The following is a 21,733-nucleotide window of genomic DNA, read 5'->3' on the forward strand; positions in this document are numbered from 1 at the left end:
CCTTATTTTTGCCCCCTTCTTTTCTATGGACAACCGCAATACCAAAACGTATTTACTCTTTCAGCCGAAACATCTGTTTACCAAGCGACCGATGCTGGAGATCAGGCAATTGATCAAAACTCCCTCTGGTGTTACTCCCGGCGAACAACCGCTGAACCGTGCACAGTTAAAAGTTTTCTTTCCCAACTTAACCGATGAAGGAATGAAAACGTTGCTGAGTTTTTCCAAATGGGAATGGCAGAAAACAGAAGCCGATATCGTTGGTCAATCGCAATACATCAAAGATGAAAAGGAGCGATCGTTGATGCAGAAAAAAGCCATGACCCGCAAACTGCAGTCAATGATGAGTGCAGTACGACAATTGAACGGCGTTGAATTTTATCATCCCGCAGCACAAACGGTGAAATGTGTTTTTTATAACTATCCTGTTGAATTGGCTTTTCATGCAACAACAAACGAAGAGCGATACGAGCTTGAAGTATATGTGGTGAAAGGAAAAGAGCGCATGCCGTTAGGTGCCTTCAAGCGTTATCATTTTTTAGTGGAAACAGAATCCTGTTATTATCAACTCACTTCAAAAAGTCATGATGCCATTGAATGGCTGCAACAACAGGATGCAACAACTTGGACAACCAACGATCCTGCTGCATTTGAACAGGTGTTGAATAAATTAAGAGAGTGGGAGTTGAAAGTAGATGCATCCATCATTGCAAAAGGCGAAGAGCTGATTGCAGAACCTCAGCCGCAGGTAATGCTCAGTGAACTCAATAATACATTCTTAAAACTCGAACCTCGATTTGTGTACGATGGATATGTGGTGGATGGTCCGTTTGAAGAAGTAACAAAACAACAATCAGCTGATAAAATAATTTCGATCGTTCGTCATAAACAGAAAGAAGAAGAGTTGGTGGAGTTTCTTCGTTCGCTGCACGAAAAGTTTACCAATCAAAGCAATGGATTTTTCTATCTCAATTTTGCTGAAGCCCAAAAGAAAGGCTGGTTTTTAAAAGTATATCACAAACTGCTTGAGCTGAATATCGACTTGCTCGGTATTGACTTGATGAAGCATTTCCGTTACTCACCACATATTGCAGAAACAATCATCAGCAAGCAGGAAGTAGAAGGCAACTGGATCTGTGTAGCAATGACGGTGAAGTTTGGAAAAGAAGCCATACCGTTAAACTACTTACATAAAAGTTTAATGAACGGACAGAAAGCTGTGATGTTGAAAGATGGAAGTTTGGGTGTGTTGGGTGAAGAATGGTTGAAGCAATACGGGATGATGATCCGTCATGGTAAAGTGCGCAAAGAAGAATTGCTTGTGCCGAAGTGGTTGTTGATGAGTGAAGCAACAGGTGAAGCATCTGCAGATGCATCAATCAAAACAGACATCAGTGCAACATGGTACAGCAAATGGAAGCAATGGGAAAAACAGGAAGAGGCATTGTATGCATTGCCAAAAGGATTAACTGTTGAGCAGTTGCGTCCTTATCAACAGAAAGGATATGAGTGGTTGCGTTTGTTATCAGAGATCGGCGGCAGCGGTTGTTTAGCCGATGATATGGGGTTGGGTAAAACATTACAAACAATCACCTTCCTCTTGCATAAAATTGAAGAGCAACCAATGGATCAACACCTTGTTGTTGCGCCTGCAAGTTTGTTGTACAACTGGCAGAAGGAGTTGGAGAAATTTGCACCCGATGTAAAGGCGGTTGTGTTTCATGGTGCAGGCAGAGACGAAGAAGAATTGAAAGATGAAACAAACCGCATCATTATTACCAGTTATGGAACTTTAAGGCAGGATGTTGAATTGCTGCAAACTATTCCGTGGAATACGGTGGTGGTGGATGAAAGTCAGAATATAAAAAATCCATCTGCGCAAATAACAAAAGCAACCTGGCAACTCGTTGCGAAAATAAAAATTGCATTGAGTGGTACACCGGTGATGAATGGCACAGGCGATCTCTTCAGCCAGATGCATTTTCTGTTGCCCGGTTTGCTGGGCAGCAACGAATTTTTCAGAAAAGAATACGCTATACCGATTGAACAAAAAGGCGATGCTGAAAAAGCGGCTGCATTGCAGAAGTTGATTCGTCCGTTTGTATTGCGCAGAACCAAAGAACAGGCAGCACCTGATCTTCCTGCAAAAACAGAATCGATTCTCTGGTGCGAAATGGAATCCGATCAACGTGCAGCTTACGAAAGCATCAAAGAAAATGTGCGTGGCAATATTTTAATGGACATTAGTGAAAACGGATTGAGTAAAGGCAAAATGAGTGTGCTGGCAGGGTTGACAAAGCTCCGTCAGATTTGTAACAGCTGCGAACTGGTGAATGATGAAGATGTGTTTGCGTACGACAGTATTAAAACAAAAGTGTTGATCGATGAATTAAAGACCATCATACCGCAACACCGTGCATTGGTGTTCAGTCAATTTACTTCGATGCTTGATCTTCTGGAACGTGACTTGCAGAAAGAAGGCATCAAATATATCCGCCTCGACGGACAAACAAAAATTTCTGAACGACAGGAATTGGTTTCAGAATTTCAAAATGAAGAGAGTGATGTAGCTGTGTTCCTGTTGAGTTTAAAAGCGGGTAATGCCGGTCTTACATTAACAGCTGCTGATTATGTATTCCTCTTTGATCCATGGTGGAATACAGCAGTCGAAAATCAGGCTATTGATCGTACACATCGCATCGGCCAGCAATCGCAGGTGTTTGCGTATCGTATGATATGCAAAGACAGTATTGAAGAAAAAATCATGAAGATGGCGGCAGGTAAAAAGAAATTAGCGGAAGATCTGATCACTGCTGAAGAAGGATTTGTAAAGAGTTTAACGCTGGATGATATTAAGTATTTGTTAGAGTAAGGGGGGAGGCGTGTGAGCTATCCGCTCATTTCGCCGAAAAGCGATATTATTGTAAGGCAAATACAACAATGAAAAAAGCACTTCCTTATCTATTACTCATTTTATTGCTGCTTGCTGCATTGATGCTCCGTCGTTGCAACAACACGGATAATGCAAGCGATAATCAAAAAACCAAAGACCGTACAGACGATACAAAACGTGAAGAAGCAAAAACGGACAACCATAAATCAAATCTTGATGTCTTTCGTGATCCGTCGTCGGAATTTTATTTCACCAAGCATGCACGCTGCAGAATGAAGTGTCGTCACATCACACAGGAAGAAGTAAAAGAAATTGTGCAGAAAGCTGAGGTTAATTATAAGAAAAGTGAACTGGATGCAGCACAAGGTCCGAAGTATGCGTTGGAAGGATACACGTCGAGAGACAATCAACATGTACGTATCATTGTGGCACCGAAGCAACGGCATTTAACAATTGTAACGGTGATTGACCTGGATGAAGAGTGGGCATGTCCGAGTTGTAAGTAGAAGCCCACTTCGTAGCGGAACTAAAGTCAAAATGAAAGTGTTACTGACGAATAAAAACAAACAGCTCGTCACCTCGACGCAGGAGAGGTCTCATAAATTGGAAACTATTTCAAACTTTTGAGATGTCTCCTGCGTCGACATGAGGGGCTTCGGATTATGAAAATTTTACTCAAACCACTGCAAATCCTTTACGTCATCTACGCCATGATCCTTTTTCTGATCATGATGTTGATCGTAATCCCGTTTGTACTAATTGCATCTTTTTTCGGAAAAATAAAAGGCGGAAATGCTGTAATGCGTATTGTACATTGGTGGGCCGATGTGTGGTTATTTATGATCGGCATTTTTCATATTCGCATTGTTGAGCAGGAGATACGTGAACATCAACCCTACATTTTTGTGAGCAATCATAATTCTTACATGGATATACCGCAGATGCTGAAAGCTATCCGCAGTCCATTACGTATTTTGGGCAAAGCAGAAACAGGTAAAATACCCCTCTTCGGAATTATTTATAATGCAGCCGTTGTGCCGGTGTTGAGAGGAAGTGCTCAGAACAGGGCAAAAAGTGTAAAGACATTGAAGAGTGTGTTGAGCAAAGAGATCTCCATTTATATTGCTCCAGAAGGCACATTTAATATGACCGATAAGCCATTGATCGATTTTTATGATGGTGCTTTTCGTCTTGCCATTGAAACGGAAACACCCATTAAGCCGATGTTGTTTCTCGATTCGGTTGATCGTTTACACTGGAGCAGCGTTTTTGCAATGACTCCCGGCAAACTAAGAACTGTTTATCTCGAAGAAATTTCTCCTGAAGGTTATAGTCCCTTTGATGCAGATCAATTGAAAAAGAAAGTATATGATTTGATGGAGAAAAAGCTAATTGAGTATAATGTGAGCTGGATAAAACCCTCATCCCCTGAAGGGGAGTAAATACACACTCCGAGTGTTCTCCATCTTCCCTAATTTTATTGGTTCATGCAATTGTTTGATGAAAATATTAATGAAGCAGTTAAATCTGCGGAGATTCACACCCCTTTAGGGGATAGGGGTTATGCTGAAGTTATCATACCACTTGCTCTACCTAAAAACTATACCTGGAGCATTCCTGAACGTTTACAAGAACAGGTGCGTGTAGGTGTGCGTGTAGAAGTGGAGCTAAGAAAAAAACGTTATGCAGGTGTGATCAAAACATTGCACAATAACAAACCGGCAGCTTTTGATCCCAAGTATATTTTGAACGTGCTGGATGTTGAACCCATTATTCACGACGAACAATTAAAGTTGTGGCAATGGATAGCAGATTATTATTTGTGTACGGAAGGCGAAGTGATGGCGGCTGCATTGCCTGCACATTTTAAACTCAGCAGCGAAACTATTTTAGTTTATAACGAAGAGATCGGCGAAGATTTTACTACACTCGATCATGATGAATATTTAGTTGCAGAAGCATTACTGATTCGTAAAGAATTGAAGTTGCCCGAAGTACAGCAGATACTTGATACATCACATGTATATCCTGTAGTGAAACGGCTGATTGAAAAGCGTGTTTGTTTTGTATGGGAATCGCTGAAAGAAACGTACTCAGCTAAGAAGGAAACATTCGTCTTGCTGAACCCGCAATATGATAATGAAGATCAGTTAAGTGATTTGCTTAACAACTGGAGTCGTGCACCCAAACAAATGGAATTACTGTTAAGCTATCTGCACCTTATAAAAACAGAAGGTGAAGTAAGTAAAACAGCTTTATTGAAAAAGAGTGGTGCAAGTGATGCACAGTTGAAAGGATTGGTTGAGAAGAGTATTTTGTTTTTAGAAAAACGTTCGGTCGATCGTTTACAGAACCTGCCGAGAAATGTATCGATCGATTTTGAGTTAACGGTTGCACAGCAAACATCATTGGATGAAATACGTCAATCGTTTAAAGCAAAATCGGTTTGTTTGTTGCACGGTGTTACAGGCAGTGGTAAAACACAACTCTATATTAAACTTATTGAAGAGTATATCAAAAAAGGTAAACAGGTTTTGTACCTGTTACCTGAGATTGCATTAACGGCACAGATCATTCGTCGACTGCAAAAACATTTTGGCGGTTACATTGGTATTTATCACAGTAAGTTCAACCAGAATGAACGCATTGAAATATGGAACAAGATCAAGAGTGGCGAAATGAAAGTAGTACTGGGTGCAAGAAGTTCATTGTTTCTTCCCTTTGCAGATCTTGGTTTGATTGTTTGTGATGAAGAACACGACAGCAGTTACAAACAACAACAACCTGCTCCACGTTATAATTCACGTGATGCAGCAGTTTATTATGCAACTGTGTTTGGTGCGAAAGTATTATTGGGAAGTGGCACTCCTTCCATTGAAACCTATTACAACTCACAAACGGAAAAGTATAGCCTGGTTGAATTGAATGAACGTTATGGTGAAGGTGAATTGCCTGCTATTGAATTGATCGATACAAAACCACTCTTCAAACAAACGAAACAAAAAGTAATGATTGCACCGGCTTTGCAAAAAGCGATTGAAGAATCATTGCTGCAAAAGAAACAGGTGATCTTATTTCAGAACCGGAGAGGTTATACGCCTCACCAGGTATGTAAGGCTTGTGGCTGGATTCCTAATTGCAGATATTGCGATGTGAGTTTAACTTATCACAAGTTCAAGAATAAATTACAGTGCCATTACTGCGGAACAATTTATCCAACCGTTACAACCTGTGAAGCCTGCGGCAGTCACGATTTTATGCAGCAGAATTTTGGTACCGAAAAAGTGGAAGAGCAATTGCAGGAATTAATTCCGCATGCAAAAATTGCACGGATGGATTATGACACCGTGAGTGGTAAAACAGCGCATGATCAGTTGATACAAAATTTTGAGCAGCATCGCATTGATGTATTAGTGGGTACACAAATGGTGGTGAAGGGTTTGGATTTTGAACATGTGAATCTTGTTGGCATACTCGACGCCGATAGTCTGTTAAGCTTTGCTGATTTTCGTGTGAATGAACGTGGTTTCCAATTGATGGAGCAGGTGAGTGGTCGTGCCGGTCGAAAAGACGCACATGGCAAAGTAATGATACAGGTCGCCAATACAAATCATCCTGTGTTGAAGTACGTGGTAGCGCATGATTACAAATCGTTCTATGCAGAAGAGATACAAAGCAGGCGGCAGTTTTTTTATCCGCCGTTTTCACGCATCATTCAACTTACATTCAGGCATAAACACAAAGAAATAGTTGAAGCTGCTGCGCAACTGGTAGCAGAAAATATGAAACCACTATTTGCGAATTATATGGTTGGCCCGGCAGAGCCGGTGGTGAACCGAATCCGCAATCAATACATCATGGAGCTGTTGTTTAAATTGCCGAAAGATGCACAGTTGATTCATCAATGCAAGGAGATGATCCTTGCACAGGAAATACATTTACATAATCATCCGAATTTGAAAAGTGTAGTGATAATACCGGATGTAGATAAAGTATAACAACCGATCAATTCTGAGCTGTATTCAAATAATCAATCGGGTTCAAGTAAAACATCTTTTTCCATCCCTGAATGGAATCATCTTTTCTCCAGGGCAATGGTATAATTGATCGGATCGTATAATGCAAATGAGGCGCCTTGCCTTTTGCATTACCTGTTGTGCCAACCGTTCCAATTACTTCTTTACGATTAGTCCATGCAAATGCTGAAGTTTTGATTTCTTTCAGATGAGCATAATAATGCAATCTCCATTTTGGTCCAAGTATCAATACGATATTTCCGCCTTTTTTAATTTCACCTGTGTAAAGAACAAAACCTCCGGTAGATGAAACTATATCGGTTCCTTCTTTCGAAAATATATCAACACCTTTATGTGTAACCGATGTTCCCCATGGATAAGCCCAAAATGATTGTTGGTTAAAACTGCTTTTGCCAGCACCAGAAACAGGCATTGTAAAACGTTCAGGAAGAAGAAACCCAGCAAAAAGGATAAGAAATATTAATAGCAGAATTCGTTTGAATCTTTTCATGGAGTTAGGAAACGAAGAGCAGCGATGGATATTTTTATAAGAATCTGTTTTGGCAATTACTTTGCAATTGCTCTTCAAAATGCAAATCCCCCCGCTGGAGCGGAGGGATTTGACTTGTGTAAATTTGTTCCATCAAATTAGATAAATGTGTCTCTTGTTTTGTTTTTAATAGGGTTGATGGACTGTCAAGGTTTACATGGATACAGATTTCATTTCGGTTTTCAAAGGATTTAAATTTCTGTTAGTTCGAATAGAGTACGGATTTTTCTATCAGGTATTGGATTCTTAATTACTAATGTAAATCTCTGAATACTTTTGAATAGTTGCTAGGGTACATTTGACCAATTTTATTGCGGAAAATCACATCGTGGTTTTACGACATATTATTTTTATTGATAAAGCCTTCGTCAAGTATGTACAATAAAAAATCCCTCATATAAAGAGGGATTGAAATATTATTGATGTGAGTGTTAATTAATAACGTCGGCCACCGCCTCCGCCACCACTATAACCACCACCGCCGCCGCTTCCGCCGCCATAGCCACCGCCACCACCTGGGCGACCGCCACCACCATAACCTCCGCCGCCGCCGGGACGACCACCGCCACCGCCGTAGCCTCCACCGCCGCCTCTATTACCACCACCGCCACCTGGACGATCTTCGGCCTGCTTCACTACCAATGGTTTTCTACTGCGTCCGAGAGTAATATCATTGAGCAATTCAATTGCATCTTTTCCATCTTGATCTTCTTGCATGGTTACAAAACCAAAGCCACGGCTTTTTCCGGTTTCACGGTCGATCGATACTTTTGCAGAAACTACTTTGCCAAATTTTTCGAAAATTTCTTCTAATTCGGCATCATCTACATCATAGGGTAAACCGGCTACAAATAAATTCATTGTTTTAATTTTTGTAAAGCTAATTAATCTGTTGATTCCGTCCTCAAGATAGTCAGTTTAAGTCATATTTCAGCCCGATTCCGTTGTTTTCAGTCATGGCATTGTCGATTTTCAGCGTCAGTTACCGGATTCATAACGAACAATTCATATCAACAGAAAAATGCAATTCGGAATTTACGATATAGAGTTATGATGTTTTTTTAGAACGGTCGTTTGCAAGTAGATAAACAAGGCAAAAAAAAAGCGCAGGTTGTCATCCTGCGCTTCTCACGAATTATCATCGTTATTGCATTGCCGTAACTTCTTTCTTCCTTTTCAATACTTCAATTTCTGATTTTAATTGATCGATCTGTTTTTGTTGTTCAACAATTGAAGCAACCAATACAGGAATCAAACTCGTTTCATTGATGTTTGCAATACTTGCACTTTTATAATTGTTCTTCCCCTGCATGTATGATACACGCTTTTCTTTCACCAGTTCTGGAAAAACGGCTTGTATGTTATCTGATAAGAAACCGTACTGCTTACCACTTTGCAGGTTCAGGAATTTGTATTGTTTGGTGTTATATTCAAAACTGATCGGTTTCAGTTGCGACAGTCTTTCAACCGGGTTGCTGATGCTTGCAACATTCAGTTTTGTTTGCTCATCGTTAATGGTTTGTGCAATTGTTGCAGTAGAAATAAATAATCCTAATGTAATAAGACCGATATTTTTAATAGAAGTGAACATGCGAATATTAATTAAATGATTTTTAATAAGATCACTGTGCAATATCCAAAAGGATAATACATGAGATCATGAAACTATAAAACGGGATAACTATGCCTGTTCGGGCGGAGGAGTAGGATTCTTAATATTCACCTCATCTATAAAAGCAGAGTTGGAGAATGCTGTTTTATTTTTTCGTCCGTTTGTATCTAAGACGATATCGTTCATTAAAATGGAATAGGGCTGAAATTTTTCCTTCGATTCTGGATCTGTCTTTTCTTCTTTTTGTTCCTGTTCCGGATTGATAGAGACTTCAATATCAGAGTATAAATCGGTATAGGGAAGAATAATGGAAACGCTGTTTAAAGCAAAAAGCAGAATGAAAAATATGGAAAGAAAATACTTCATCAATCGTTAACGATTTTCAATGTGCAAATGTAAGCATATGCTGGCGTTTATCGTTTGTTTCGGTAGTTGTATTTAGAAAGTTTTATAAAATTTAACGCTTGTTTTTCTATCAGCAGTCTAATTCATCATTTCGTTATAATAGTATACACTTAGTCCTTCTTTTCCCTCTTTTGCAGCCTTCCTCATGGCCTTGGCAACTGTCGCCCCATTAATTGCCTTATAGTTTGATGGAATTAAAAATGAAAGGAGCCGGAACATTGTTGTAAGTATTTTTTCACCTGTACGTTCGTTTTGTTTCCTACCTGCTAAAAATGACGGGCGAAACACATGAAAACTTTTGAATTTGTAACTCGCAATCATTTCTTCCACTTCGCCTTTTAACCGGGTATAAAAAATGCGTGAACGGGCATCTGCACCAATAGCCGATACAAGTAAAAATTGGCTGAACCCGGCTTCCTTGCCAAAACGGGCTGCATTAACAGGAATATCAAAATCGATAGAGCGGTATAACAATTTATCGCCTTTTACATTTGCATTAGTTGTGCCAATGCAGGAGAAAATACAATCGCCTGTACCAAGAATTTTCCTGTAGACATCGTAATCCGAAAAGTCTGTGATAAACACCTCAAGTTTGGGATGCTGAATTGAAATTGGTTTGCGCACCAACACTCTCACTCTTAAGAAAGCCTCATCAGCAAGTAGCTGTTCAACGAGTGATGATCCAATTAATCCGGTCGCACCTAATACAACTGCTGTTTGTCCGTTCATAAATTCTTTATTTTGCACCTGCATGCAAATTCACGAAAATCTTTCACTCCGGCAATACAATACATTTGGTATTGATGTAAAAGCAAAACATTTTGCTGATTTTTCATCAGCAGCACAGTTACAGGAAATTTTGATGTACATGCATCAGCTTTCGCCCCGTATCAACAAACTCATACTAGGCGGGGGCAGTAATCTGCTTTTTACAGGCGATGTAAATGCATTGGTGTTGAAGAATGAAGTTTCGGGCATCCATGTTATAAAGCAGGACGATGAGTTTGTGTATGTGCAGGTGGGGGCTGGAGTTAACTGGCACAGCTTCGTGCAAAATTGCGTGCAGCAGAGTTGGGGTGGAGTTGAGAATTTAAGTTTGATACCGGGGAATGCAGGTGCAAGTCCAATGCAGAATATTGGTGCTTACGGTGTGGAGATCAAAGATGTGTTTGAAGAACTGGAAGCCTATCATCTGCACGATAAAACTGTTGTGAAATTTTCTGCTGCTGATTGTGCGTTTGGTTACCGTGAAAGTGTGTTCAAACGAAAGTATAAAGATCAATTTGTTATTATATCGGTTACCTATAAACTCAGAAAAAAACCAATATTCAATACAAGTTACGGAGCCATTAACCAGGAGTTGGAGAAGATGGGTGTAAAGGAATTGAGTATTGCTGCTATATCACAAGCAGTGATTAATATCCGTTCATCGAAGTTGCCTGATCCGAAAGAGATTGGTAATGCAGGAAGTTTTTTCAAGAATCCATCGATCAGCAAAGAGCAATACGATCAGTTGAAGAATGAGTTTCCTTCAATGGTTGCATTTACAAATCCTGACGGAACAATGAAGCTTGCTGCCGGTTGGTTAATTGAACAATGCGGTTGGAAGGGTTTTCGAAAAGGCGATGCCGGTTGCCATGCAAAACAGGCATTGGTATTGGTAAATTATGGTACAGCAACCGGCAAAGAAATTTATGAGTTGAGCGAAGAGATCATGCAAAGTGTGAAGCAGAAATTTGGAGTGGAGTTGGAGAGAGAAGTGAATATTATTTAGACGATAGCCATTAGTCTGTAGCCGATAGTTTTTGAAGAAGCAGGTGAATAACTGACTACTAACAACTATCGGCTAACGGCTTTCTTCGGGCTTTCATCAACTAACCACCCAACTCATCACCAAATCTTTCATAAAACGATATTGCACTGTTAACGGCAGCGGATCAAATTTTTGGAAACTGCAAATGAGTTTACCTTCCTCATCGTTGCCTTCAATGTTTTCAATGTGCATATGCTCACGAAAATCAACACCGCCATCACCAAACCATTTAAACATCGATTCTTTGGTGCTCCAGAGCAAAGTCGCTAGTTGCAGAAGTTGGGCAGCACTCATCTGCTCATCAAGAAACATTTTTTCCTGTAGTGTTAAAAATTTATGACTGATGCGTAATATCTTATCGCTGGGTTGTTCAATATCAACACCCACCCGTTGTTTACTGCTCACAATTGCCGCTGCATAATTACCACAATGCGAAATAGAGAAATGGTACTTTTCATCAGGCAGGAATGGCTTGCGGGTATCGGCTATTAAAATTTCTTCGAGAGGAAAATCTTCAAACAATGTTGGCAGCAAATAGCGACCGGCCAGGTGTTGTAACCGTTTATGCGGGTGTGATACATCCCGTTTTAAAGGAACCTTTTCAAGGAAAAAATCTTCCGGTTCCTCAATGAGCCAAAGCCCCGCTTTTGTGTTGCTGTTGATAGTATGTTGATAAACGAGCGGCAAATTAAGATTTAAGATTTTAGATTGCAGGTTTCAGAGTTATACTTTCGCACAAAGCTAAAGAGAACAAAATGATTTTAAGTGACAAGCGTATTTTAGAGGAAATAGAAAAAGGAACAATTAAAGTTGAACCATACGATCGTGAGTGCTTGGGCAGCAACAGCTACGATGTACATCTCGGAGGTACACTCGCTATTTACAAAGATCATATGATCGATGCAAAAAAGCATAACGAGATCGAGTACATTGAAATTCCTGATGAAGGGTTTGTATTATATCCGCATATTTTTTATCTAGGTGTAACACTTGAGTATACCGAGACACATGCGCATGTTCCTTTCCTTGAAGGTAAATCATCAACCGGTCGTTTGGGTATCGACATTCATGCAACTGCTGGTAAAGGTGATGTTGGCTTTTGTGGCAACTGGACATTGGAAATATCAGTAAAGCAACCCGTGAAGATTTACAAAGGCATGCCTATTGGTCAGCTGATTTATTTCCCTGTAGATGGAGAGATTGAAGTGAAGTACAATCAAAAGAAAAATGCAAAATACAGTGGCCAGCACAACAAGCCGGTTGAAAGCATGATGTGGAAGAATAAGTTTTGATAAAAGCTATCAGTAAATAAGTAAAAAGTTGATAGGGGATACCTATCAACTTTTTACTTATTATACTTCTTCCTGTACGCAATCAACCAACCCGTTACCTCACCATAACTTTCAATCCCTTTCCGCTGGCGGTTTTGTTTGAGATAGTAATCGTATAAAAAATCGGTCCAGTCGCTGATAAACGTACGATGCTCTTCCACATACTTACGATATGTTTTCAAATCTCTTTTTACACCATCATGCAATTTTGTGCCAAACTCTTTTGCTGCTGTTGAATCAACTGCTCTTAAGTTTCCCCATGCATACAAGAACATATCGAGATAAGAAGAGTATTGCATGAGTGTATCGCTTGAATGTGTAGCCGCCAGGAAACCTACAAAGTTTGCTTCGCTTTCGCTGGCGTAACCAACCTGGTGCGCCATTTCATGACAGGTAACATAAGGCTGCAGAAAATTTGGGATAGCGGTGTTTACCTGACCTTCACCAGTGAAAGGATTATAATATCCCTGGAAGCCGATATAGTTACCAACTCGTCCAAACATCGAGGGCTTTAAGGAAGAATAACGGTAACGCATATAAGGAAACTGCTGTTCCAGTTGACTGTAACCTTCCCTTGCCGATTGAAACATACGTTCACGGCTCATGACGGTATCTTTTTTCTGCAGGCAAATCGCTTTGCGGCTATTCAGTTCCGTGAGCAGAAAAGTATTCAGCTCAATTAATTCCTCTTTTATAAACTTGGCATTCTTTAACCCAAGTTGATGTTCAATGCCTTTCCGGTAGTAATTCAAGCCCCAGAACAGGTAGAAATAAACGTATACCGCAAGTATAATAATGCCTGCCGTCACCAGCGGGTTCAGCTTTTTACGCCAGCTATCGGTTTTATGAAATAGCCGCACTACAAATTTGCCGATCTGCCAAAGCACACTGATTGTAACAATGGAATAAATAATATCGCCAAGGCTGAACGGGAACCAGCCAAAGAGTAAACGCAGCGTCGACGCAAGCTTTGGGTAAAAACTGGTGGCATAGTTCTTCTCGATCCATTCATGATTGCCTGCAATGAAGAAGATAAACAGGGCAAAGATGGATAGTGTGCTGATGATTGCTATGCGTATGATTCTTCCGTAAGTCATTCGGTTCAAATTTACGGGAGGAAGGTGAATGGTCAATTGGCAATGGAGGAAGGTTGGAATTTGGGTTTTGGAGTTTGTGAATTGGGTTGTGCCAATTGCCTGTTGCTCTTGTGCCGTGTATCTTGACTCTTATTCCTTTGCTCAACCTAGCCCCGACCGCCGTGGATGCCCCGAAGGCTTTGCAAATCAGCAGACTAATGTCACTTAAGCTTAGCTTTGCAGTACCGAACGCAGTCATTCAGCGGCGGAGCAGGAACAAAGGGCGGGAAACCGCAGCCCAACAAGGAACGGAACGCTGCCGCTCCTGAAAATAAACCTGCTTTTCCTTTTGGCTTGAAACTGTATTTCGGTTACCTTTGCAAACTCTTTAAAATAGGGGTGATATGGCAAGCCGCCGGGAATACGAAATAGCATTTGTGGGTTTAAAGCCCGGCATTCATCAATTTGATTATGAAATTGATGACAGGTTCTTTGAGGAATTCGAAAAACAGGACTTTAAAAACTGTAAGGCCAACGTAAAACTGCAACTCGAAAAGAATACCGGGTTTATGTTGCTGAAGTTTGAGGTGGTTGGTACCGTTGGCGTTCTTTGCGACCGTTGTGGTAACGATCTTCCTTTAGAACTGTGGGACGAATTTGAGATGCTGGTTAAAATGACCGATGAACCTGAGAAGATGAATGATGAAGAAGAAAGTCCGGATGTGTTTTACATATCCCGAACAGAAAGTCATCTGCATGTGAAGAGCTGGATCTACGAGTTCATAGTACTAAGCATCCCTATGCAAAAGATGTGTAAGGAAAGTGAAATGGGTGGACCGCATTGCAACAAAGAAGTGCTTGCACGCCTTGCTCAACTTAACCCGCAAACAAACGAAAACAAATCAATCTGGAAAGGATTGGATAAATTCAGAAACGACTAAAATTTAAAGATATGCCAAATCCAAAGCGCAGACATTCACAGCAACGCAGCGCAAAGCGTCGTACACACTACACAGCAGTGAGTGTTACTTTAACAAAGGATAGCACAACGGGTGAAATTCATCCACGTCACCGTGCACATGTGAGTGAAGGTAAACTGTACTACAAAGGAAAATTAGTAGCTGAAAAAGCTCCTTTAAAAGCGTAAGCTTTTTATAATTAACTTACCTGCATGGTCATAGGTATTGACATGATGGGTGGCGACTACGCCCCTCAGCAGCCGCTGTTGGGCGTAGATTTGTTTTTAGCCGATGCTGCCCCGGGAATAGAATTGCTGTTGCTTGGTGATGAAACCATCATGCGCAGGCATTTTGTTACTGTACCTCCATCTGTTTCTTTTGTGCACACTACCGAAGTGGTGGATATGCACGAACCTCCCACCAAAGCTTTACGGGATAAGCCCAACTCATCCATGAACAAAGGATTACAGTTGCTGGCAGAAGGAAAAATTGATGCGTTCATCAGTGCAGGTAACACCGGTGCAATGATGGTGGGTGTATTTTATACCATCCGTGCTATTGAAGGTGTGCAGCGACCAACCATTTCAACCGTTATCCCAAAAGTGGAAGGTGGTTACGGATTGATTCTCGATGTGGGTATGCAGGCCGATTGTAAACCGGAAAATCTGTTGCAGAATGCTATTCTCGGCAGCATCTACGCACAAAATATTCTTGAGATTGAAAATCCGGCTGTGGCGTTGATCAATATTGGTGAAGAAGAAGGGAAAGGTAACCTGTTGGCTCAGGCAGCTTATCCTTTGTTGAAAGAAAGTAAGCTTATCAACTTTATTGGTAATATAGAAGGCCGTGAAGTATTGACCGGCAGAGCTGATGTGATGGTATGTGATGGGTTCACCGGGAATGTTATTCTGAAATTAGGTGAATCGATCTTTGATATTGCGAAATCACGCAGCCTTGATGAAGACGATTACTTCAAGCGTTTCAATTTTGAAACCTACGGTGGCACACCCATTCTTGGTATTGATAAGCCTGTTATCGTTGGTCATGGTATTTCAACCTCAAAGGCATTTTTGAATATGATCCATCTTGCCAGCAAGATGATTGAAACTAAACTGCTGGAGAAGATGAAGGCCAAGTTTGTGAGCGAAGAAGAAGTAGAATAAAACTGTAATAAGATGAACAAACTGTTTAAACAGAATTGTTTATTTCAGGGAAAATAAAAACATTTTGTTTGAAAAGTTGGGAGCGAATTCTAATTCTCCTATTTTTGCACTCCCAAAAAAACGGAAACGTTTTGAGATTCCGTAGCTCAGTTGGTAGAGCACGACACTTTTAATGTTGGGGTCCTGGGTTCGAGTCCCAGCGGGATCACAGAAACAAAAGCCTCCACACGGAGGCTTTTCTGTTTATATTACTTTTGCAAATAAATCAACAGGCATGGATTTTCAGAATAAGGTTGTTGTTATCACCGGCGGAAGCGATGGCATTGGAAAAGCATTGGTTCAACTTTTTTTAAGCAAAGGCGCAAAGGTTGCTACCTGCGGCAGAAATGCTGACAGGTTGTATTCATTGCAACAGGAGTTTGCAGGCAGAGCTTTGCATACGTTTGTTGCTGATGTTAGTAATGAAGATGATTGTAACCGGTTTATTGAAACAACGGTAAAAGCATTTGGAGGCATTGATGTGCTCATCAACAATGCAGGCCTATCCATGCGTGCATTGATCATTGAATCGGAAACAAGTGCTTATAAACGATTGATGGATGTAAATTTCTGGGGCACTGTGTATACAACCAAAGCTGCACTTCCATACATTATTCAACGTAAAGGAACTGTTGCCGGTATTTCTTCTATTGTTGGCAACCGAGGTATACCGGGCAGAAGTGCTTACTCAGCTTCAAAATTTGCTATGCAAGGTTGGCTGGAAGCGTTGCGTGTTGAAATGTTTGATCATGGCGTAAATGTATTGTGGGTGTCGCCGGGCTTTATTGCTACCAATATCCGTTCAGTTGCATTGAATGGAGAAGGCAACCCAATTGGCGAAACTCCAATGGATGAATCGAAATTGATGAGTGCCGAAGAATGTGCCCAACATATTTTTAATTCGATTGCAAAACGCAAACGTGCAGTAGTGCTTACAGCAACAGGCAAAGCAACAGTGTGGATTGGTAAATTGTTGCCACGTGTTGCTGATAAGTATATCCACAAGTTTTTCTTTAAGGATGGGAAGCTCATTAAATAATGCAACTGCTCTTTAACAGGGCTTGTTTCTTCCACTGATTATTCTTTATCTTTCCTTCCAATTTTTCTACGCATCAATGGCTTTACTAACCCTCACATCAGACATCGGAGAACAGGATTACCTGGCCGGAGCCGTGAAAGCCGTGTTGTTACGACAAAATCCATCGTTTCAATTAGTTGATATTACACATCAGTTATCACCGTTTAATGATCCGCAGGCAGCTTATATTATCCGGAATGCGACCAAACAATTTCCGGCAGGCACTTTTCATATCATTCTTGTAAATCTTTTTCAATACAAGCCCGATCATTTATTGCTGGTGAAACACAATGAGCAGTATTACCTCTTGGCCGATAATGGTCTTATCACCATGATACTTGAAGAAACACCGCAAGAGCTGGTGGCCTTGCCGATGGATAAATCCATTGCCCGAAATACACTTGCATGTGCTGATGTATTTGCAAAGGCGATTGATGATCTGGCAAATGGAAAATCTTTAGTTGAACTCGGTGATGCGACAGTTTCCATACAGGTGAGAAACCCGTTGCGACCAATCACTACCAGTCAGTACATTGAAGGGCAGATCATTTCTATTGATCATTTTGAGAATGTGATCGTGAATATTACGCATGAAGAATTTGAAGCACAACGCAAGGGCCGCCGCTTTAAAATTGTATTTAAACGTGATGAAATGATCGACCGTATCAGCGAAACCTATGCTGATGTGAACGAAGGTGAAAAGTTGGCCTTGTTCAATGCGGCAGGTTATCTTGAAATTGCCATCAATAAAGGCAATGCAGCCGGGTTGTTTGGATTGCAGGGCTTTTCTGAAAAGAGCACCAGCCAATACACACAAAGCCGTTTATTTTACCAAACGGTAAGGGTTTATTTTGAATAAATACAGCCCGTCAAATTATCCTGTTAAAAGAAAGTTGAAATACTTGTTTATACCCTCATCTCCTTATTTTTGCCTGCCTCCCGTTAGGGCGGGCTATTTCTAAACCAAAGCTTCATATGAATTTTCAAAAGCTCAACAACATTACAGGCTGGATCATTGGTCTTGTATCCTGCGCTGTGTACGTGTTAACGATGGAACCAACCGGTAGTTTGTGGGACACAGGCGAATTTATTTCCTGTGCCTATAAGTTAGGTATTCCTCACCCTCCGGGCGCACCTTTGTTTATTATGCTGGGTCGTTTGTTTACACTCTTTACACCCGGCGATGCCGCTATTGGTGTAAACCTGCTGTCAGCATTATCAAGTGGTTTCACAATCATGTTCCTGTTCTGGACCATTACACACTTTGGTCGCAGATTGGTGCAAAAAAATAATGAAGAGTTACAGGGCAACCAGTTGTTTACTGTAATGGCTGCAGGTGTTATCGGCTCGTTGGCCTACACATTCAGTGATTCTTTCTGGTATAGTGCTGTTGAAGGTGAAGTATATGCGTTATCATCTTTTTTTACGGCTGTTGTATTCTGGATGATCCTGAAATGGGAGCATGAAGATGCAAAAGCAGGTGACGATGACCGTAAGCGTACGTTTGCTGAACGTTGGATCGTACTTATCTTCTTCATCATGGGATTGAGTATTGGTGTTCACTTATTGAACCTTCTTACACTTCCTGCCATTGTGATGGTGTATTATTTCCGCAGGTATAAACCAACATGGACCGGTGGTACAGTAGCCTTCCTGATTGGTTGCGTTATTACAGGTGTTGTGCAGAAAGCGGTGATCCAGTGGAGTATTTCAAGTGCAGGCTGGTTCGATCGTTTATTTGTAAACAGTTTTGGTTTGCCTTTCTTTTCCGGATTTATTTTCTTTTTTGCTTTGGTAGCAGTGCTTATATGGCTTGGTTTGCGTTATGCCAAACAAAATCAGTGGCGCTTTTTGCGTTTAGGTTTGTGGAGCTTTGCATTTATGCTCATTGGTTTTTCTACTTATGTAACAACCATGATCCGTGCAAATGCCAACCCCGGCATTGATATGAACGATGTAAACAACCCGATGGCTTTGGTAAGTTACCTGAGCCGAGAGCAATATGGTGATGTGCCATTGCTGAAAGGACAAAAGTTTACAGCAGAAGCAGAAGAGTATGCTGATGAAGGGGATGCTTACCAACGTGTGGGTGATCGTTATGAAGTAACCGGACAAAAAAGAAAACCTGTTTACCCTGCTGAACAAACAATGATATTTCCACGTGTATGGGATGCCAGTAACGACCAGGGACATGCCGATTATTATGCACAGTTCCTTGGCATTGGAAAATACCAGGATCGACAAACTGGAAAAATTTCTTACGAACGTGATCCTGATATGGCCGATAACTTTAAATTCTTCTTCGGCTACCAGGTAAACATTATGTACTTCCGTTACTTCATGTGGAATTTTGCAGGAAGACAAAATGATGTACAGGGTTTAGGTGAAAGAAGAAATAGTAATTGGGTGAGTGGAATTTCTCCGCTTGATAATGCAAGATTGGGTAACCAGAAATTAATGCCCGACAGTTTGAAGAATAACAAGGCACATAACAAATACTATTTGCTTCCTTTCATTCTTGGATTGCTGGGAATTCTTTATCAATTTAATAAGAATAAAAAAGACGGACTGATTGTTGGCTTGTTATTCTTCTTTACAGGCTTAGCAATTGTGTTGTATCTCAACCAGGCAGGTCCTCAACCACGTGAGCGTGACTATGCCTATGTAGGAAGTTTCTATGCATTTGCTATCTGGATCGGTCTTGGATTTTTCCAGGTAAAAGAATGGTTAGAGAAATTAATAAAAGGTGCTGTTGGTTCTTATGTGGCTGCTGCACTTTGTTTTGTTGCTGTTCCTGTTCTAATGGCTTCTCAAAACTGGGATGATCATGATCGCAGCAAAAAAACAATTGCTCCTGATCTTGCTACAAATTATCTCGAAAGCTGTGCACCAAATGCCATCCTGTTTACCGTTGGTGATAACGATACCTATCCATTATGGTATGCACAGGAAGTGAAAGGGATCCGTCCAGATATTCGTGTCATCAACACAAGCTTGCTTGGTACCGATTGGTATATTAACCAGCTTCGTTATAAAGTAAACAACAGTGATCCGATCGATGTAATTTGGAGTGAAGAACAAATAGCCGGTGATAAACGTAACGTAGCTTATCACATTCCGCTTTCACAAACTGATACTGCTTTTTACGATCTCTATACCATGATGAAAGATCAGGTTGGTAGTGATGCCGATAATAAAATGTATCGTTCACAAGGTGGTGAAATGCTTAACTACTTCTACAGCCAGCGTTTTAAAGTACCGGTTGATGGAAACGTTGTTCGCCAGAACGGAACGGTTACAGCAAAAGACAGTGTGCTGAATGAACTTCGTTTCCAGGTAGGCAAAAGTTACTTGTTTAAAAATGATGCAGCTATTCTCAACATCATTGCTGCTAATAACTGGAAACGTCCGATCTATTTCACGCAACCTTATCAATTAGGCTTTGATGATTATCTCCGCCAGGATGGGTTAACCTATCGCCTTGTTCCTGTTGCAAATGCAAGAGGAACAGCCAATATGGATTGGATGTTTGATAAGATCATGAACAAATTCAAATATGGCGGTGCAGATAAGAATGAAGTTTATTTTGATGAAGAAAACCGCAGGCACATGGTGAACATCCGTAATGCACATACCATGCTTGCAATGAATCTTATCGCTGCAGGACGTAAAGATGATGCGAAGAAAGTGTTACAACGTGCAGACCAGATGATCAAAGACAAGAACGTGCCATATGCACTTGCATCACGTTATGGTAATGATCATAATGAAAAGAGTTTCTATTTTGCAATGACAGCTTTCCAGGCAGGTGATATTGAATTAGGCAAACGTATCATGGAAAGTGTAAAGAAAGATTTGCAGCAGCAAATGGCATTTTATGAATCATATGTTGGTGGTGAAGGCACAACACCTTCAGAATATGAATACCAGGTTGCAAAACAATTAGTACAGGGTATCGACAATGCACTGAAAGAATTTGTGCAGGGGATAAAACCTGGCTCTGATACATTACAGAGTAAGGAAGTTCCTCAGACAATCAAAAACACAACAGATACGCAGAAATAATAAAAAACTAACCCCGGCAATTAGCCGGGGTTAGTTTTTTATTTAGTCTTGGCTGGTTCTGGTAAATTTTTATTCTTCCGGTATTCTTTCTCCACACTTTGCACAACTGACACAACATACTTTACAACCTTTGTGCTTTGACGGTCGATCTGTTTGTCTAATGAGCGATACATGCCTGTTGAATTAATTGAAACACGTTGAAAGGTTGAGAGATCGCTGATGTCTTTACTTAATCCCGGCTGTACACTTGTTTTTGCACTCGGTATATGAACCCAGCCAACAGGCACCGGAAATCCTGTTGCAATTAATGTAGCGGCAGTACCAAGCCCCACTACACTAATAGCCGTGCCAATAATATTTTCTTTACGACCAATAAATTTCACCCGCACAATTTTTATGTTGCAGTTACTAGTTGTTGAGCCACTATTAAGCGCCAGTTTAAATGGATGGTCTTCGGTGTTATATACCTCGGTGAACTTTTTCATTTTTTGCAGCAAAGCCTGTTTGTATTCGTATTGCTGAACAATGTTTAAGTCAAGTTCAAGATGCAGCGTGTCGAACGTTGCTGCAGGTTTCAACAGCAATTTTGGCTGACTACAGGAGCTGGTTAGAAACAAAATGAGGCAGAAAAAGATGACAAAATTGGTAAGCCTTTGCATGAATCGTGTGTTTTCAGACGGTAAAATAAGAAAACAGCGGAAAAACTGTCAAGAACTTTTCAGGTTCAGTTTTT

General features: G+C 40.7%; 20 protein-coding genes and 1 tRNA gene. 13 read left to right on the plus strand and 8 right to left on the minus strand.

The genetic code is table 11. The annotated features are described in order from the left end of the window. The first annotated feature begins 25 nt into the window (after positions 1-25). From WG954_RS10200 to priA, 4 genes are all read left to right on the plus strand, one after another. Entirely contained in the window at positions 26-2,872 is a 2,847-nt protein-coding gene (locus WG954_RS10200) for a DEAD/DEAH box helicase (RefSeq protein ID WP_340436113.1), read from the plus strand. A gap of 68 nt (positions 2,873-2,940) precedes the next feature. After that, the gene (locus tag WG954_RS10205; RefSeq protein ID WP_340436115.1) at positions 2,941-3,399 is read left to right on the plus strand and encodes a DUF4258 domain-containing protein; all 459 of its coding nucleotides are present in this window, start codon (positions 2,941-2,943) and stop codon (positions 3,397-3,399) included. A gap of 156 nt (positions 3,400-3,555) precedes the next feature. Then, entirely contained in the window at positions 3,556-4,335 is a 780-nt protein-coding gene (locus tag WG954_RS10210) for a lysophospholipid acyltransferase family protein (RefSeq protein ID WP_340436117.1), read from the plus strand. 45 nt (positions 4,336-4,380) lie between these two features. Then, positions 4,381-6,891, plus strand: coding sequence for a replication restart helicase PriA (priA, locus tag WG954_RS10215; RefSeq protein WP_340436120.1), 2,511 nt, complete (start codon positions 4,381-4,383; stop codon positions 6,889-6,891). 7 nt (positions 6,892-6,898) lie between these two features. Here the strand turns inward: priA and WG954_RS10220 are convergent, their stop codons facing one another. The 5 genes from WG954_RS10220 to WG954_RS10240 form a co-directional block, all read right to left on the minus strand. Next, positions 6,899-7,420, minus strand: a complete 522-nt coding sequence (locus tag WG954_RS10220; protein ID WP_340436122.1) for a M23 family metallopeptidase — start codon at positions 7,418-7,420, stop codon at positions 6,899-6,901. A 474-nt stretch (positions 7,421-7,894) separates the two neighbouring features. After that, complete coding sequence (locus WG954_RS10225) at positions 7,895-8,320, minus strand: RNA recognition motif domain-containing protein (RefSeq protein WP_340436124.1); 426 nt, start codon at positions 8,318-8,320, stop codon at positions 7,895-7,897. A 283-nt stretch (positions 8,321-8,603) separates the two neighbouring features. Beyond that, a complete protein-coding gene (locus WG954_RS10230) occupies positions 8,604-9,050 on the minus strand; it encodes a tail fiber domain-containing protein (protein ID WP_340436126.1) in 447 nt (148 codons plus the stop codon). A 90-nt stretch (positions 9,051-9,140) separates the two neighbouring features. After that, positions 9,141-9,437: a hypothetical protein gene (locus WG954_RS10235; protein WP_340436128.1), complete on the minus strand. Its 297-nt coding sequence runs from the start codon at positions 9,435-9,437 to the stop codon at positions 9,141-9,143. 117 nt (positions 9,438-9,554) lie between these two features. Further along, positions 9,555-10,205, minus strand: a complete 651-nt coding sequence (locus WG954_RS10240; protein ID WP_340436129.1) for an NAD(P)H-binding protein — start codon at positions 10,203-10,205, stop codon at positions 9,555-9,557. Positions 10,206-10,227: 22 nt separating this feature from the next. Here WG954_RS10240 and murB point away from each other — a divergent pair, with 22 nt between their 5' ends. Beyond that, a complete protein-coding gene (gene murB, locus WG954_RS10245; protein ID WP_340436131.1) occupies positions 10,228-11,250 on the plus strand; it encodes a UDP-N-acetylmuramate dehydrogenase in 1,023 nt (340 codons plus the stop codon). A 96-nt stretch (positions 11,251-11,346) separates the two neighbouring features. Here murB and WG954_RS10250 read toward each other — a convergent pair whose 3' ends face one another. Beyond that, the gene (locus WG954_RS10250) at positions 11,347-11,976 is read right to left on the minus strand and encodes a 4'-phosphopantetheinyl transferase family protein (RefSeq protein WP_340436134.1); all 630 of its coding nucleotides are present in this window, start codon (positions 11,974-11,976) and stop codon (positions 11,347-11,349) included. 68 nt (positions 11,977-12,044) lie between these two features. Here WG954_RS10250 and dcd point away from each other — a divergent pair, with 68 nt between their 5' ends. Beyond that, the gene (gene dcd / locus WG954_RS10255; RefSeq protein ID WP_324228133.1) at positions 12,045-12,581 is read left to right on the plus strand and encodes a dCTP deaminase; all 537 of its coding nucleotides are present in this window, start codon (positions 12,045-12,047) and stop codon (positions 12,579-12,581) included. 53 nt (positions 12,582-12,634) lie between these two features. On the opposite strand, the gene WG954_RS10260 is transcribed toward dcd, so the two are convergent. After that, the gene (locus tag WG954_RS10260; RefSeq protein ID WP_340436137.1) at positions 12,635-13,717 is read right to left on the minus strand and encodes a DUF3810 domain-containing protein; all 1,083 of its coding nucleotides are present in this window, start codon (positions 13,715-13,717) and stop codon (positions 12,635-12,637) included. A 383-nt stretch (positions 13,718-14,100) separates the two neighbouring features. Here WG954_RS10260 and WG954_RS10265 point away from each other — a divergent pair, with 383 nt between their 5' ends. From WG954_RS10265 to WG954_RS10295, 7 genes are all read left to right on the plus strand, one after another. Then, positions 14,101-14,637: a YceD family protein gene (locus WG954_RS10265; protein WP_340436139.1), complete on the plus strand. Its 537-nt coding sequence runs from the start codon at positions 14,101-14,103 to the stop codon at positions 14,635-14,637. A gap of 11 nt (positions 14,638-14,648) precedes the next feature. Continuing rightward, positions 14,649-14,843, plus strand: a complete 195-nt coding sequence (gene rpmF, locus WG954_RS10270) for a 50S ribosomal protein L32 (protein ID WP_340436141.1) — start codon at positions 14,649-14,651, stop codon at positions 14,841-14,843. A 24-nt stretch (positions 14,844-14,867) separates the two neighbouring features. Beyond that, complete coding sequence (plsX, locus tag WG954_RS10275; protein ID WP_340436143.1) at positions 14,868-15,818, plus strand: phosphate acyltransferase PlsX; 951 nt, start codon at positions 14,868-14,870, stop codon at positions 15,816-15,818. Positions 15,819-15,953: 135 nt separating this feature from the next. Next, a tRNA-Lys gene (locus WG954_RS10280) sits at positions 15,954-16,026 on the plus strand. A 66-nt stretch (positions 16,027-16,092) separates the two neighbouring features. Further along, positions 16,093-16,896: an SDR family oxidoreductase gene (locus WG954_RS10285; protein WP_340436145.1), complete on the plus strand. Its 804-nt coding sequence runs from the start codon at positions 16,093-16,095 to the stop codon at positions 16,894-16,896. Positions 16,897-16,972: 76 nt separating this feature from the next. Continuing rightward, entirely contained in the window at positions 16,973-17,794 is an 822-nt protein-coding gene (locus tag WG954_RS10290) for an SAM hydrolase/SAM-dependent halogenase family protein (protein WP_340436147.1), read from the plus strand. Positions 17,795-17,910: 116 nt separating this feature from the next. Further along, positions 17,911-21,000: a protein O-mannosyl-transferase family gene (locus tag WG954_RS10295; RefSeq protein WP_340436149.1), complete on the plus strand. Its 3,090-nt coding sequence runs from the start codon at positions 17,911-17,913 to the stop codon at positions 20,998-21,000. A gap of 38 nt (positions 21,001-21,038) precedes the next feature. On the opposite strand, the gene WG954_RS10300 is transcribed toward WG954_RS10295, so the two are convergent. Beyond that, the gene (locus WG954_RS10300) at positions 21,039-21,659 is read right to left on the minus strand and encodes a hypothetical protein (RefSeq protein WP_340436151.1); all 621 of its coding nucleotides are present in this window, start codon (positions 21,657-21,659) and stop codon (positions 21,039-21,041) included. Positions 21,660-21,733 lie beyond the last annotated feature (74 nt).

Origin of the sequence: Lacibacter sp. H375, assembly GCF_037892425.1 — a bacterium.
Taxonomy (GTDB): Bacteria; Bacteroidota; Bacteroidia; order Chitinophagales; family Chitinophagaceae; genus Lacibacter.